General features: G+C 47.7%; 13 protein-coding genes. 8 read left to right on the top strand and 5 right to left on the bottom strand.

Going from position 1 to position 15,671, the window contains the following annotated elements; translation table 11 throughout:
• Positions 1-26 precede the first annotated feature (26 nt).
• On the top strand, positions 27-704 hold the full coding sequence (locus tag JK154_RS10305; RefSeq protein ID WP_211992459.1) for an AroM family protein: 678 nt from the start codon (positions 27-29) through the stop codon (positions 702-704).
• Between the two features lie 85 nt (positions 705-789).
• Positions 790-1,083, top strand: coding sequence for a pyrimidine/purine nucleoside phosphorylase (gene ppnP / locus JK154_RS10300; protein WP_211992458.1), 294 nt, complete (start codon positions 790-792; stop codon positions 1,081-1,083).
• A gap of 68 nt (positions 1,084-1,151) precedes the next feature.
• Here the strand turns inward: ppnP and rdgC are convergent, their stop codons facing one another.
• Positions 1,152-2,063, bottom strand: coding sequence for a recombination-associated protein RdgC (gene rdgC, locus JK154_RS10295; RefSeq protein WP_211992457.1), 912 nt, complete (start codon positions 2,061-2,063; stop codon positions 1,152-1,154).
• Between the two features lie 127 nt (positions 2,064-2,190).
• Between rdgC and mak the strand changes: the two genes are divergently transcribed.
• The gene (mak, locus tag JK154_RS10290; RefSeq protein ID WP_211992456.1) at positions 2,191-3,102 is read left to right on the top strand and encodes a fructokinase; all 912 of its coding nucleotides are present in this window, start codon (positions 2,191-2,193) and stop codon (positions 3,100-3,102) included.
• Positions 3,103-3,118: 16 nt separating this feature from the next.
• Here the strand turns inward: mak and sbcC are convergent, their stop codons facing one another.
• Together sbcC and sbcD are read right to left on the bottom strand one after the other, a co-directional pair.
• A complete protein-coding gene (sbcC, locus tag JK154_RS10285; RefSeq protein ID WP_211992455.1) occupies positions 3,119-6,274 on the bottom strand; it encodes an exonuclease subunit SbcC in 3,156 nt (1,051 codons plus the stop codon).
• Entirely contained in the window at positions 6,271-7,488 is a 1,218-nt protein-coding gene (sbcD, locus tag JK154_RS10280) for an exonuclease subunit SbcD (protein WP_211992454.1), read from the bottom strand. Before sbcD ends, sbcC begins: the two co-directional genes overlap by 4 nt.
• Before the next feature lie 198 nt (positions 7,489-7,686).
• On the opposite strand from sbcD, the gene phoB reads away from it, so the two are divergent.
• From phoB to proY, 4 genes are all read left to right on the top strand, one after another.
• Positions 7,687-8,376 (top strand): phosphate response regulator transcription factor PhoB, encoded by a 690-nt coding sequence (gene phoB / locus JK154_RS10275; RefSeq protein WP_211992453.1) that lies wholly within the window; start codon positions 7,687-7,689, stop codon positions 8,374-8,376.
• 22 nt (positions 8,377-8,398) lie between these two features.
• Positions 8,399-9,700: a phosphate regulon sensor histidine kinase PhoR gene (gene phoR, locus JK154_RS10270; protein WP_211992452.1), complete on the top strand. Its 1,302-nt coding sequence runs from the start codon at positions 8,399-8,401 to the stop codon at positions 9,698-9,700.
• Between the two features lie 526 nt (positions 9,701-10,226).
• Positions 10,227-11,546: a branched-chain amino acid transporter carrier protein BrnQ gene (brnQ, locus tag JK154_RS10265; protein ID WP_211992451.1), complete on the top strand. Its 1,320-nt coding sequence runs from the start codon at positions 10,227-10,229 to the stop codon at positions 11,544-11,546.
• A gap of 70 nt (positions 11,547-11,616) precedes the next feature.
• Complete coding sequence (gene proY, locus JK154_RS10260) at positions 11,617-12,981, top strand: proline-specific permease ProY (RefSeq protein WP_211992450.1); 1,365 nt, start codon at positions 11,617-11,619, stop codon at positions 12,979-12,981.
• Positions 12,982-13,056: 75 nt separating this feature from the next.
• On the opposite strand, the gene JK154_RS10255 is transcribed toward proY, so the two are convergent.
• Together JK154_RS10255 and JK154_RS10250 are read right to left on the bottom strand one after the other, a co-directional pair.
• The gene (locus JK154_RS10255) at positions 13,057-13,659 is read right to left on the bottom strand and encodes a peroxiredoxin C (protein WP_211992449.1); all 603 of its coding nucleotides are present in this window, start codon (positions 13,657-13,659) and stop codon (positions 13,057-13,059) included.
• A gap of 196 nt (positions 13,660-13,855) precedes the next feature.
• Entirely contained in the window at positions 13,856-14,437 is a 582-nt protein-coding gene (locus tag JK154_RS10250) for an ACP phosphodiesterase (protein WP_211992448.1), read from the bottom strand.
• A gap of 118 nt (positions 14,438-14,555) precedes the next feature.
• On the opposite strand from JK154_RS10250, the gene queA reads away from it, so the two are divergent.
• The gene (queA, locus tag JK154_RS10245) at positions 14,556-15,626 is read left to right on the top strand and encodes a tRNA preQ1(34) S-adenosylmethionine ribosyltransferase-isomerase QueA (protein WP_211992447.1); all 1,071 of its coding nucleotides are present in this window, start codon (positions 14,556-14,558) and stop codon (positions 15,624-15,626) included.
• Positions 15,627-15,671: the final 45 nt, after the last annotated feature.

The raw sequence follows: 15,671 nt of genomic DNA, 5'->3' as shown, positions 1-15,671 counted from the left end.
GATATGGAGTAGAGGCGAACCAACGTATGAAACCAACTGTAGCTATTCTTTCCATTGGCATGATTCCTGTGGATGAGATCAGAGCGGTTTTAACTGAACATGTGACAGAAGAAAAAATAACCCATATTAGTTTATTGGATAATATGTCACTTGAAGAAATCAATCTGGAATTCGCCCCAGATGCTAATGAAGATCAGCATGTTATTATGCTTGATAATAATGAGCAGGTTTATGTTGGCTGCGATAAAGTGGCTTCTGCCATGCAGAATTTGGTGAACTTGCTGGATAAACTAGGCTATGAAGTTATTCTGTTGATGAATACGATGCCGATCAGTGGCCTGAGTGCGAAGTCAGCGATACTCCTGGAACCAGATCGTCTCATTCCCCCCCTTGTTGCTTCTATTGTTGAAGGACACCAGATGGGTGTTATTTTGCCCATTCCAGAGCTGATTAAACACCAGAGAATAAAATGGCACTTACTGGGAAATGCCCCGTTGTACGAAGTCGCTGCCCCTGGCGGTGATACTGATGCAGAATTGCTCGATGCGGGACAACGATTGATTGATCGCGGGGCCACTGTCATCGTGCTGGATTACTTAGCGTTTTTAAACAAACATCAACAGTTATTACAACAGCAGCTTGATATTCCGGTATTTCTTTCCACCATGCTTATTGTCAGACTGGCATCTGAGCTTCTGGTATAAGCAAACGCCAATATTTATCGTGACAGTTCTGAATGTTAGCCTCTATATTATTTGGGAAATTTTTCTCTTTATAAAGGGTCTGTGCATGCTTCAGAGTAACGAATATTTTTCCGGTCAAGTAAAATCCATTGGTTTTGATAGCAGCAGCACGGGGCGCGCCAGTGTTGGTGTGATGGCTGAAGGTGAATACCTTTTCGGGACTCATGAACCGGAAGAGATGACGGTAATCAGCGGTGAATTGAATGTATTACTGCCAGGAGAAACGGAATGGAAGGTCTATGGTGCCGGTGATGTGTTCCATGTACCAGGCCAGAGTGAATTCAATTTGCAGGTAGCTGAACCAACATCCTACCTTTGCCGCTATTTGTCTGATAAATAAAAATTATAGCGTTTTGTAACGCGTTTATAATAAGACGAGGATAACCAACAGGCTATCCTCGTTGATTTTTAGGGTTGTGCTTCGCCGCCTAATGCATCGATTAAATTTGTCAACAGTGCGGTAATTTCGGCTGTCATCAGAATAAAATCAGCATCAAAACGCTGTCCTACGTCTTCTTTATCAATATCATCGTTTTGTTCACGTAGTGTATCTGCAAACTTTAAACGCTTAATTGAAGCGTCATCAGCAAGCATAAATTGTACCCGCTCCTGATAATCCAGTGCCAGTTTAGTGACGACTTTACCGGATTCAATATGATTGGCTATTTCATCACAGACTAAATCTTGTTGCTTACAGCGAATGACGCCGCCACCTTCAAGCATTGCTTTTAGCTCTGCTTCATCCATTAGTGCGAAACCTGCTGGAGTATCCCCGGAACGAACCCATTCTGTCAGGGTAAGTTCAAGCGGTTTTTCAAACGACAAAGGGACAACGGGGAGTGAACCCAGGCTTTTACGCAGCAAGGCCAGTGTGTCCTCTGCCTTTTTGGCGCTGGCACAGTCCAGCATAATCAGATTATTAATGGTATCTATCCAGACGAAAGTCTGATTAAAACGGCTAAAAGCACGTGGTAGCAGGCTATGAAGCACCTCGTCTTTAAGGGCATCTTTTTCAGTTTTTTTCAGTTTCCGGGCTTGTTCTGCTTCCAGTTTGTTAATTTTTGCTTCCAGGTTCTGTTTGATCACTGACGCGGGTAGCATTTTTTCTTCTTTGCGTGCGCAAATGATGATTTGCCCATTTGCTATATGGGTCAATGCATCGCTGCTTTTGCCCATCGGTGAAACCCAGCCAGTTTTAGCCATATCCTGACTGCCGCAGGGGGTGAAGGTGAATTCGGCTAACTGTCTTTCCATTGCGTCCGCCGTTAGTGTGATATCACGACTTAAACGGTACACCATTAAATTTTTAAACCACAGCATGACTCAGTCCCGAATTGGTCAGTTAAACGCAGTGTGCATGATAGCGAATTGGGGCTGTTGTTTCATTGCCTTTAGATAACCATAATTCTATTCTGTTGCCATAGCGGGAATTTTCGAGAAAGATTTTATGCGTATAGGTATTGATCTCGGTGGTACTAAAACAGAAGTTATTGCCCTTGAAAACGACGGTCGAGAGCTCTATCGGCATCGTCTGCCAACGCCAAAAGATGACTATAGGGCCACAATAGACACCATCACCAGGCTGGTGACGCAAGCTGAAGCAGCAACGGGGAAAAAAGGCAGCGTGGGGATCGGTATCCCTGGCTCTCTCTCTCCTTATACAGGGGTGGTAAAGAATGCTAATTCAACCTGGCTTAATGGACAGCCTTTTGACCGTGACTTACAACACGCGCTTAAACGGGATGTAAGACTGGCCAATGATGCCAATTGCCTGGCCGTATCAGAAGCTATCGATGGGGCGGCGGCTGGGGCACCCATTGTTTTTGCCGTGATTATTGGCACGGGATGTGGTGCAGGAATTGCCATCCATGGGCGTAGTCTGATTGGCGGTAATGGAACGGCGGGTGAGTGGGGGCATAACCCACTGCCATGGATGGATGATGAAGAGCGGCGTATTTGTGAGCAAGTGACCTGTTATTGTGGTAAACAGGGCTGTATTGAAACCTTTGTTTCCGGAACGGGATTCAGCGTCGATTTTCAGCGTCTTAGCGGGGAACACTTGAACGGGAATGCCATAATTGAGCGAGTTGAACAGCAAGATCCCCTGGCGGAGCAGGCCGTTCATCGTTATGAAACACGCCTTGCTAAATCGCTGGCCCATATTGTCAATATTCTTGACCCGGACGTGGTTGTGCTGGGTGGTGGAATGAGCAACATTGACAGGCTCTATCAAACGCTCCCACAACTGATTAAACCCTGGGTATTTGGTGGCGAGTGTGAAACCCCTATTCGTAAAGCCCTGCATGGTGATTCCAGTGGGGTTCGTGGCGCTGCATGGTTATGGCCGCTAGAGAACTAGCGACCAGTGTTCGCTGTCAGTTGACGGCGAACGCTTTATCCAGCTTACTGATACCGAGCCCGTTCATCTTTTTCACTCTGACTTGTACCGGGATCCGCTCCTTCATGGCTTCAACATGACTGATCACCCCAATAGTTTTACCACTGGCATTGAGGGTATCCAGGGCATCGAGAGCGATATCCAGTGTCTGGGAATCCAGGGTGCCAAAGCCTTCATCAAGAAAGAGTGAGTCAATACGTGTTTTATGGCTTACAAGATCTGAGAGTGCCAGTGCCAGGGCTAAACTGACGAGGAAGCTTTCGCCGCCAGATAATGTCCGTGTATCACGCAGGGCATCGGCTTGCCATGTATCAACCACTTGTAATTCCAGGGCTTCACTCTCTTTACGCTGTAGCAGGTAACGACCATGCAGACGGTTAAGTTGGCGATTGGCGAGCCAGACCAAATTATCCAGCGTCAGACCCTGAGCAAATTTCCGGAATTTATCGCCTTCTTTTGAGCCAATTAACGCATTCAGGGATCCCCAGTCCTGCAATCGCAGCTCTTTTTCTTGTATCGATTCAATCAATGTCCGCTGACGCAGGCGATTACTGGCATCATGCTGTAGCTGTTGTTGTATTTGTCCTTGCTGGGTTGTATTTTCCCGTAATTGTTGTGTTTGTTGTGTTATCTGTGCGCCCAGCGTGGCCATATCTTGCCCACTCTCTAAACCTTCAGGGCAAGTAGATCGATGAGCAAGTAAAGCCTGATTTGCCTGATTGAGTAAGGTTGTTTGTTGTTGCTGCTGCTGTTCCAGTCTTTCTTTTTGTTTTATTAATGCCTCACGTTGTGTTTCATCCAACAGGGCATGGCGGAATTCATCTTCGTCACGGAATGGGCTTTGTGCCAGGGCTGCATGAAATTGGTGGTCGGCGGTAATCAGCCCGGCTTCGCACTGTTTTCGTTGTTGCTGCAAGGAGTGACGTTCCCCTTCCAGACGGGAACTTTCACTGTGTAAACTTTGCCAGTTTTGCAAGGCTGTCGTCTGTTGGTCTTCTTCAAGGGCCTGGGGAGTGCTGCCGTCGTCCGGTAAGGCTGTAAGAATATGCGTCAGAGTGGCTATCTGAAGTTGCAGTGTGGGTATTTTATCCTGCTGTTCTTGCCACTGGCGTGACTCTTTCTGCCGAGCATCAAGCCAGAGTGCCTCTTCGTCACTCTCAGGGCGACGTAACCCGACTTGTTCAAGTGCTGTTATCAGGTTATCGCGCTGTGTGTTTACCGTGATATTCAGTTCCTGATATTGCTGACCAAGCTGTTGATACTGAGTTTCCAGAATCTGCCGTTCACTCAGTTGTCGTAGTCCTTGCTCATACTGGGCTTGTTGGTTCAGCCATTCGTTCACATCCTCCTGCATACTCAGGGTTATCTGTAACGTGCTGCAGCACTGTTGCCAGCATGCAGTCAGGTCGCTCTCTTCTTGCTGCATCTGTGCCAGAGTGAGAGCCAGTTTTTCTGCTTGCAGGCGCTGGGTTTCCAGTTGACCTTTCATTGCTGCACCTAGCTCCGCAAGGCGTTCTACTTCCCGGCTCAGTACGGCTAGCTGTTGCTGGTTTTCATCCGGCTGGATATGCTGGTAAGCAACCACTGCCGGGTGTTCCGTTGAGCCACAGAGTGGACAGGGCAGTCCGGACTCGAGACGCGCCCGTTCAGCCTCCAGACTATGGATGCGTCTTTCCAGCTCCACTATTTTAACCAGGGCACTCTCTTGTTGCCGTAAGCTTTTATATTGCTGGCGAATGCTCTCTAGTTGTGTTTCTCGTTCTGTTATCTGCTTGCCTAGCTGCATCTGTTCTGAACGCTGTGCGGTTTTACGTTTATCCAGCGTCTGATGTTGTTGATGCAGCAATGCCAGTTGCTGGTGATGGGGGCGGGCGATAATACATTTCTGTAAGTGTGCGCTCACTTCATCAACTGTCAGTGTCAGATTTGAAACAGGGAGTGTCTGCAATTTGTCATGACCGGCCTGAATTTCCTGTTGCCACCGGGCAAGTTGTTGTTCATCATGTTTAAGTCGTTCAAAGGTGCCACGCCAGCCGGCCAGTTCACTGCCCCACAGACGATATTTATCATGTTTTTCTAGCCAGGTTTGTGTTTGTGACAGCAGGGCCTGGTATTCATGACTGCGTTCAGCGGCCAGTAGACGTGTTTGCTGGCGACGCAGGGCAATGTTCTGTAAGCGAGTATTTACTTCCTCACCTTGTTTGACTGTCTGCTGGTGTGTTTGCAGACGCTCTTGCCACCGTAACCAGTCCGGACGCAATGCTTCAGCGGGGAGAGCCCGGGCTAGCTTTTGCTGTTGTGGTGCGGCGTTAGTGATTTCCTGTTGGACGTGTTCCAGGGCGCGTTCTTGTTGCCGGGCTTGATGCGACAGCTGGCTCAATTGCGTTAACCACTGGTGATGAAGCTGATATTGTTTTAACGCATTAAGATATAAACCTTCGTTTGCTACTAGTTCTTGTAATTGTTCATTCAGTTGCTGTTGCTGGGCATCGTTCAGTAACGCTATGCCTTCTGCCTGGGCGAGCAAGAGGTCGAGCTCGTTCTTCATCTGTTTATGATTTTCAAAAACAGCGCTAGACAGGGTGCCGTAAATGTCTGTCCCGGTTAGTTCTTCAAGTAAGGAGGCGCGATCATTGGCATTGGCGTTTAAAAAGGCTGCAAATTGCCCCTGAGATAACATCATGGAGCGAGTGAAACGACCGTAATCGAGTCCGGTTAATGATGCGATGGCGTCCAGTTTGTCTTTCACTTTATCTGCAATGATTTTACCATCGCTCACTCGTGCCAGTTCTACCCTGGGGGCCTGTAAATTACCCTTGATAGAATTACGGGCGCGGTTCTGGCTCCAGAACGCCCGCCAGGCAACACCTTTTACTTCAAACTCGACTTCAGCCAGACACTCTGCGGTATCACGAGTCATTAAGTCATTTTGTGACTGGGTCAGGGTACTCAACCGGGGAGTTTGGTGATAAAGCGCCAGGCAAATAGCATCCAGCAGGGTGGTTTTACCCGCTCCTGTGGGACCGGTGATAGCGAATAGTCCATTGCTGGCGAAAGGTTCACGGGTAAAGTCGATTTTCCATTCGCCTTTCAGGGCATTCAGGTTTTTCAACCGCAGGCTGAGAATTTTCATGAGTTGTCTTGCTCCTCGTGCAGTGAAGAGAGCGTCTGTGCAAACAGGCTTCTCAAGCGGGCTGCCTGTTCGTCGGTGAAGCTTTCCTGACTGAGGCGACGCTCAAAGACCTCTTCGGTACTCAACTCGCTTAAGGTTTCTCTCTGAGAGTTGGTCATAAAACGCTCACGCTGAGTGCGGCTTCTGCGGATCAATAATATTTCTACGGGCAGATCGGCGGCTAAATCCTGGATCTGTTGCTGCATATCATTCAGATACTCGTCGGTATTCACTTCGATATCCAGCCAGATCTTTGGCTCGCAAGAGACGTGACGCCACTGTTCTAATTGCTGGCTTATTTCTGCCAGTGAGCCTTTCAGGGTAACTAACTGTTGGGTGACTGGCACTTCAAGCGCTTCAACATGCTCCAGCTTTCCTGCTGCAAAGGTGACAAGGAATACGCTCCTGGCGCGCTGAGTTTCATCAAAACTCAAGGGAATGGGGGAGCCGCTATAACGGATATGTTCGCTGCCAGCAACTTTCTGCGGGCGATGAATATGACCCAGCGCGATATAATCCGCAGGTGGAAACGCCTGGGCTGGGAAAGCATCCAGTGAGCCAATATAAATATCCCGTACCGCGTCAGAGGTTGCTGCACCGACGGTAGTAAGGTGCCCGGTTGCGATGATTGGTAATGTCTGATTTCCGCGTAACTCTAGAGCCGCTTCATAGCTCTGTTGATAATGTGCACTGATAGCGTTCATCAGAGACTGTTGCTTCTCATGTCCATCCAGACCTGACTCACTATACTGGATATCGCGTGGACGCAGAAAAGGAACCGGGCAGAGTATTGCCCCAGGCTCACCTTGCCTGTTATTGATAATCCATGCCTGTTGTTCCGGCCCTTGCGCGGCTCGGGCAATGACTTTGGTATTGAGGCAGGCCAGCAGTTCCCGGGACTCATTTAGTGTGGATACGGCATCATGATTACCAGCCAGAATAACCAGCTGACAGCCGGTCGATTGTAGCTGTACAACAAAATGATTATAAATTTCACGGGCGTAACTCGGAGGGGAGCCTGTGTCAAAAATGTCGCCAGCGACGATAATGGCATCGACCTGGTGTTCAACCACGGCATCCAGCAGCCAGTTCAGGAAGGCACGATGTTCAGGGGCTCGGGTTTTAGTATAAAAGTTCTGACCGAGATGCCAGTCTGATGTATGTATCATGCGCATAGCTTGTCTCTGTGGCAAAGTCGCAAATAACCGATTATAAAGCATTGTGGAGCCAGCGTAACCCAGAGCAAAAGATGAACCGTCATCTTACAAAATGGCGAGGTTGCTGATGCAAATAGCGTTCATAAATCTGTCATAAAACTGACGCATACTGACACGCAATTATTAAGATATGTCCTTTTTTCAACAGGGTAAATCATGGCAAGACGCATTTTAGTAGTAGAAGATGAAGCACCCATTCGTGAAATGGTGAGTTTTGTGCTTGCGCAGAATGGTTTCCTGCCAGTGGAAGCGGAAGATTATGACAGTGCGGTGAATTTGCTGATTGAACCTTATCCGGACCTTATTCTCCTGGACTGGATGTTACCGGGAGGTTCAGGGATCCAGTTTATTAAATACCTGAAGCGTGATGCCATTACCCGGGAGATCCCTGTGATGATGCTGACGGCTCGTGGTGAAGAAGAAGACCGCGTTCGTGGCCTGGAAGTCGGGGCTGACGACTATATTACTAAACCCTTTTCACCTAAAGAGTTGGTCGCACGTATTAAAGCGGTGATTCGACGTATTTCTCCCATGGCGGTTGAAGATGTTATTGAGATGCGTGGGTTGAGTCTCGATCCTTCTTCACATCGGGTTATGACTGGTACTGACCCCCTGGACATGGGACCGACAGAATTTAAGCTACTGCATTTCTTTATGACACATCCAGAGCGTGTGTATAGCCGTGAACAGCTATTAAATAACGTATGGGGCACGAATGTCTATGTTGAAGATCGCACGGTAGATGTGCATATTCGTCGTCTGCGTAAAGCCCTTGAAAGTAGTGGCCATGATAAAATGGTACAAACAGTTCGGGGTACGGGGTATCGTTTTTCAACCCGTTTTTAAGTTGTTTACCGGAGCGTGATACGTGCTGGAACGATTATCGTGGAAAAGACTCGCGCTTGAGCTACTGATCTGTTGCCTGCCAGCAGTTATTCTCGGACTTTTTTATGGCTACCTACCCTGGTTCTTACTGGCCGCGGTAACCTTATTGCTGGGATGGCATTTTCGTAACCTGTTGCGTCTGTCCTGGTGGTTATGGGTTGACCGTAGTATGACCCCGCCGCCGGGAAAGGGGAGCTGGGAGCCTTTGTTGTACGGTCTTTATCAAATGCAGTTTCGTAATAAGAAACGCCGGAAAGAGCTAGGCAGCCTGATCAAACGTTTTCGTAGTGGGGCAGAATCACTGCCTGATGCTTTGGTGATGACCACGGAAGAGGGGACTATTTTTTGGTGTAATGGTCTGGCACAACAGCTGTTAGGGCTGCGCTGGCCAGACGATAATGGCCAGAATATTCTCAACTTACTGCGTTATCCTGAATTTACTCGTTATCTTGCGGAGAAGAACTTTACCCGTCCTTTGACATTAGTGCTTAATAATGGCCGTCATATTGAGTTTCGTGTTGTGCCTTATGCAGAAGGCCAATGGCTAATGGTGGCGCGTGATGTCACTCAAATGCATCAGCTTGAAGGGGCTCGTCGTCACTTTTTTGCTAATGTTAGCCATGAGTTACGTACTCCATTAACGGTGTTACAGGGTTACCTTGAGATGATGCAGGATCAAAGTCTTGAAGGTCCATTACGGGACAAAGCACTGAGTACGATGCGTGAGCAGACCTCACGTATGGAGGGACTAGTAAAGCAATTACTGACACTTTCCCGTATTGAGGCTGCGCCTGCTATCGCACTTAATGAAAAAATTGATGTGCCCCTGATGCTCAGGATCGTGGAACGAGAGGCTCAAACCCTCAGCAATGGTAAGCAGACTCTGAGTTTTGAAATAGAACCAGACCTGAAAGTGTATGGCAACGAAGAGCAGTTACGGAGTGCGATCTCTAATCTGGTTTATAATGCTATAAATCACACACCCGCGGGGACACACATTACGGTTACCTGGCACCGTTTAGCGCATGGTGTGGTTTTTAGTGTCAAAGATAATGGCCCGGGAATTACCGCTGAACATTTACCGCGGCTCACTGAACGTTTTTATCGCGTTGATAAGGCTCGTTCACGTCAGACCGGAGGGAGTGGTTTAGGGCTGGCGATTGTTAAACATGCCCTGGGGCATCATGATTCCCGGCTTGATATTGAGAGTATTCTCGGGAAGGGCTCCACCTTCTCATTTGTTCTGCCTGAACGCTTAATTGTCACCGATACCGCGACGACGTGACCTTAACTGTTTTTCTTTTCGTCAGGCGTCACCCCTGGTGTTCCATGGGTGGCGTCATGAAAATCCCGTCATTTTTTATAAACCATGAATGCCTTTCCAGTGGCAACATTGGCTATTGCAATGAGCTTCTGAGGACGAGTACTGACGGGGAATTGATATTTTTTTAGGCAACTGATGATGTTCGCAAATGCACTATTGGTGCTTTTTTATCCGAATGATAAGCCGGGTAAGGTTTAGATAGTTGAAGTTATTTACTGCCTGTTACCATTAATGCGTTATATTCATCTGCTTTTCTGATTGCTCCTTGTCTTCAAACGCTATAAGCGTTTTAATTGCGCCCTTGTGATTATCTGACTGGCTGTTATTGGGTGATAAATCGGCTCACTATTCTTCACCGCCCAAGATAAAAAGCATTTATCGCTATGGTTACCGATAATCTCGACGTTTTCACCAAATTTCTGTCTCGACGATATTTGATCCAGAAAAAGAATACTTTCAATACAACACATCCACAGGCTGCTTTTTTATGACCCATCGTTTATCATCTCGCGACATCATTGCACTGGGATTTATGACCTTTGCACTGTTTGTTGGCGCGGGCAATATTATCTTTCCACCTATGGTGGGGTTACAGGCGGGAGAGTTTGTCTGGACCGCTGCCCTCGGTTTTTTGGTTACCGCAGTAGGGTTGCCGGTCTTAACCATCGTGGCGATTGCTCGCGTAGGTGGGGGCATTGACAGTCTCAGCATTCCTATTGGCCGTAAAGCTGGCGTGTTACTGGCAACGGTCTGCTACCTTGCAGTGGGCCCTTTGTTTGCCACCCCACGTACCACCACGGTCTCTTTTGAGATAGGTATTGCCCCATTGACCGGTTCCAGTGATCTGGCATTGCTGATCTATAGCCTTATCTATTTTGCTTTGGTCATTTTCATTTCTCTGGAACCCGGTAAATTACTCGACTCTGTGGGGCATGTCCTGGCACCACTGAAAATTATTGCCTTGCTGATTCTTGCTGCTGGTGCGGTATTCTGGCCTGCCGGGGGGATCAGTTCAGCCACGGAAGCTTATCAGCATGCAGCCTTCTCTAACGGCTTCGTTAATGGTTATCTGACGATGGACACACTGGCTTCGCTGGTGTTTGGTATCGTTATTGTTAATGCTGCTCGTTCGCGTGGTGTCACATCCTCAAGATTACTGACCCGCTATACTATCGGTGCTGGTTTTATTGCCGGAGTAGGGTTGACGATTATTTATCTGGCGTTGTTCCATCTCGGCTCTGACAGTGCCAATCTGGTTGAGCAAGGGGCTAATGGTGCGGCGATTTTACATGCTTATGTTGCTCATACCTTCGGTGGTGGTGGTAGCATCTTCCTTGCTGTGTTGATCTTCCTTGCCTGTCTGGTGACAGCGGTAGGCTTAACCTGTGCCTGCGCGGAGTTCTTTAGCCAGTATTTGCCTTTCTCCTACCGTACACTGGTGTTTATCCTGGGTCTGTTCTCCATGGTGGTTTCAAACCTGGGGCTGGATCATTTAATCAAGTTCTCTATTCCGGTACTGACGGCTATTTACCCTCCTTGCATTGTGCTGGTGTTACTGAGCTTCACTCGGCCGTGGTGGAATAATGCTTCACGTATTATTGCCCCGGGGATGCTGGTCAGCCTGCTGTTTGGGATCATTGATGGTCTTAAAGCGTCCGCTATCAGTTCTATGCTGCCAGCCTGGACTGAGCGGCTGTGGTTGTCTGACCAGGGGCTTGCCTGGTTAATCCCGACACTGATTGTGGCGATTGTGACGGGGATTTGGGATAAAATCGCAGGGGCACAGGTTACTTCTGCAACGCACTAATTTTTTATCTGTTATATAACCACGGTGTGGACTCCCGTGGTTTTTTTATTGTCAGAGTGGTACTGGATTCATGGATTCGACCAATAAGCTTAAACGTGGCTTGAGCACCCGGCACATCCGTTTCATGGCACTGGGGTCAGCCATTGGCACCGGGCTGTTTTATGGTTCTGCTGATGCCATTAAAATTGCAGGGCCCAGTGTTTTATTGGCCTATATTATTGGCGGCATTGCTGCTTATATCATCATGCGAGCCCTGGGTGAAATGTCACTTCATCATCCAGTAACAGGCTCTTTTTCTCGTTATGCTCACGATTATCTTGGTCCACTGGCAGGGTTTATTACTGGCTGGACTTACTGTTTTGAAATGCTCCTGGTAGCGATTGCCGATGTCACGGCTTTTGGTATCTATATGAGTGTCTGGTTCCCAATGGTGGATAACTGGGTTTGGGTCCTCAGCGTAGTACTGATTATCTGTGCCATTAACTTAATGAGTGTCAAGGTGTTTGGTGAGCTTGAGTTTTGGTTCTCCTTCATCAAAGTCGCCACGATTATTATCATGATTATTGCCGGTATTGGGATCATCGTGTGGGGGATAGGTAACGGAGGGCAGCCTACGGGGATCAGTAATCTGTGGACCTATGGTGGTTTCTTCAGTAATGGCTGGATAGGTACCGTCCTGGCCCTGCATATGGTGATGTTTGCCTATGGCGGTATTGAAATTATTGGGATTACTGCCGGTGAAGCAAAAGATCCGGAAAAATCGATTCCCCGGGCCATTAACTCAGTACCATTGAGAATCCTGGTATTTTATGTGGGAACGCTGTTTGTCATTATGTCTATCTACCCATGGAATCAAGTGGGTACTGAAGGCAGCCCCTTTGTCATGACCTTCCAGCATATGGGGATCACTGTGGCGGCGGGCATCCTGAATTTTGTGGTGATCACTGCATCCATTTCAGCCATTAACAGTGATGTCTTTGGGGTTGGTCGTATGCTGTATGGCATGGCCCAGCAAGGCAATGCCCCTAAAGCTTTTACTAAACTGTCGAGTAAGGGAATCCCTTGGGTTACGGTCATTATCATGACGGTCGCCTTGTTGCTGGCTGCTTACCTGAATTATGTCATGCCGAAAGATGTCTTTTTGGTGATAGCGTCTTTGGCGACTTTTGCTACCGTTTGGGTCTGGATAATGATTCTGTTATCACAGATAGCCTTCCGTCGTCGCTTGTCCGCCGATGAAGTAAAAAAATTGAAGTTCCGTATGCCTGGTGGGGTCACCACAACCGTTGTCGGTTTGGTATTCTTACTCTTTATTATCGGTTTGATTGGCTACTATCCTCAGACCCGTATATCGCTTTATGTGGGATGCGGATGGATTATTTTATTGCTGTTAGCCTGGATGATGATGCGTCGTTATCTGGTTGCTAAAAAGTAATAACCGGGGCAATCCAAAAAAAGGGGGGGAAACAACGTTTCCCCCCCTTCGTTAGTTAAGTGAACTCAGGCAGTATTACAGTTTACCTGCGTTCTGACTCAGGTATTTTGCAACACCGTCTGGTGATGCATCCATACCTTCTTGACCTTTTTCCCATTGAGCCGGGCACACTTCACCGTGCTCTTCGTGGAATTGCAGTGCATCAACCATACGCAGCATTTCGTCAATGTTACGACCCAGTGGCAGATCGTTAACAACCTGGTGGCGAACAATACCCGCTTTGTCAATCAGGAAAGAACCACGCAGAGCAACACCAGCTTCTGGGTGTTCGATGCCGTAAGCTTTCTGAATTTCACGTTTAACATCAGCAACCATCGCGTATTTAACTTCACCAATACCCCCTTGATCGACGGGAGTTTTACGCCATGCGTTGTGAACAAACTCAGAGTCAAAAGAGACACCAACGACTTCTACGCCACGTTTCTGGAATTCTTCATAACGCTTGTCGAAAGCAATCAGCTCTGATGGGCAAACGAAAGTGAAGTCCATTGGCCAGAAGAAAACAACGGTAGCTTTACCATTGGTGTGTTTTTTGAAGTTGAAGTCTTCAACGATTTCGCCATTGCCAAGAACAGCTGCAGCGGTAAAGTCGGGGGCTGGACGAGTAACCAGGACCATATGAACTCCTGTAAATGTAGTTAAGGTGAATGTTAACGTAACCGGTGGAGTATAAAGCGCGGTTCCATGTAGCTCAAGGTTAAAGCTCCGATTAATGAGATAGGTTTTACCTATCAATAAATCCATTACTGCGTGCTTTTTTCTAAGATAGACCTTTTTGATAAAAGCGCAAGTCATTATTCGTGGGCTTGCGCTATTACAAACTTCGCTGTTCCGCCTGGGCTATCATACGTGGGTAAAATGACCAAAATAAGTCTTCCAGTGCATGATAATGTGTTTCCAAATCCTGGTGAGACTCACGAAGTTGTGCGAGTTTCGGTCTTCGATTTGCCATTGCTTCCAGTACTCTGCCAATAAAATCCATATCACAGTACCGTTCTAGCCAGCGTTCATTCCATAGGTGTTGGTTCAGATCGATAAAGGCTTGTGGCATATGGGGGAGTTGCGGTTCTATTTGTCGACGGGCATAGCTGACAAACTCCGTCAGTGGCAGAGAGGGATTAAGTTTTTGCCAGTGTAAAGAGAGGAAATGATCCCAGATAATGTCCAGCGAAATGGGCGACACTCGACGTGTTTGCGGACGAAACCATTGACGTGCTGTCGCCACTTCAGGCAGACCATCTGTTAAGGCATCTATGCGCCGGTGCATATAGATGCCAGCGACGATGTCAGCAGGGTAGCTGTCGGCAGGATTACCGCGAATAAAATCAGCCAACAGATTACCAGAAAGAGAGCTCCGGGCTAAATGGGCAAGGTGCAGGTGGGCAAGAAAATTCATAGTATTATTATCTCATCAATCTTTTTTATGCGGTCTAATAGTGGGGAAGCAAGTTGCAAGGACGTCCCCCTGGCACTAGACTAGTGCGCTTGTTTTTACGTCTGAGTTCTGTACTATCATGCGCGTTGCTGACTTTTCCTTTGAATTACCTGAATCCCTGATTGCTCACTATCCTCAAGCTGAGCGTAGTGGTTGTCGTTTACTCTCTCTTGACGGACCAACAGGTGCGCTCGCGCATGGCACTTTCACTGACCTGCTTGATAAACTTCATCCAGGTGACCTGCTGGTATTTAATAATACCCGGGTTATTCCCGCACGTCTGTTTGGTCGTAAGGCCAGTGGCGGAAAAATCGAAGTACTGGTTGAGCGTATGCTGGATGACAAGCGTATCCTGGCACATATTCGGGCTTCAAAAGCTCCAAAACCCGGAGCAGAGCTGCTATTGGGGGATGACGAAAGCGTCAAGGCTACCATGGTCGCTCGTCATGATGCGTTATTCGAGGTGGCGTTCAATGATGAACGCAGTGTACTGGATATTTTAAATAATATCGGGCATATGCCGTTACCCCCTTATATTGACCGCCCTGATGAAGAGTCTGATCGCGAACTGTACCAAACTGTGTATAGCGAAAAACCGGGTGCCGTTGCTGCCCCCACAGCAGGGCTGCATTTTGATGAACCGCTACTGGAAAAATTGCGGTTAAAAGGCATTGAAATGGCATTTGTCACGCTGCATGTTGGCGCGGGAACTTTCCAGCCGGTACGGGTCGATAGTATTGAAGACCATATTATGCATTCAGAATATGCTGAAGTACCTCAAACAGTGGTTGATGCGGTGCTGGCTTGTAAAGCCCGTGGCAACAGGGTTGTTGCTGTCGGAACCACGTCGGTTCGCTCACTGGAAAGTGCAGCACAAGCAGCACATCATGACATCATTGAGCCTTTCTTTGGTGATACCCAAATTTTCATCTATCCTGGATATCAATATCGGGTTATCGATGCACTGGTCACTAATTTCCACTTGCCAGAGTCTACGTTAATCATGCTGGTGTCTGCGTTTGCCGGTTATCAGCATACGATGCATGCTTATCATGAAGCCGTTAAAGCCGAATACCGTTTCTTTAGTTATGGGGACGCGATGTACATTACCTGTAACCCACAGGCAATTAACGAACGCCCGGGAGGCTAACGGTTGCTTTGAGAATGATGTGAAACGTTTTAACGTTTCACATCA

It is taken from the genome of Citrobacter sp. JGM124 (assembly GCF_018257795.1).
Classification (GTDB): domain Bacteria; phylum Pseudomonadota; class Gammaproteobacteria; order Enterobacterales; family Enterobacteriaceae; genus JGM124.
This window is presented reverse-complemented; position numbering and strand designations above follow the sequence as displayed.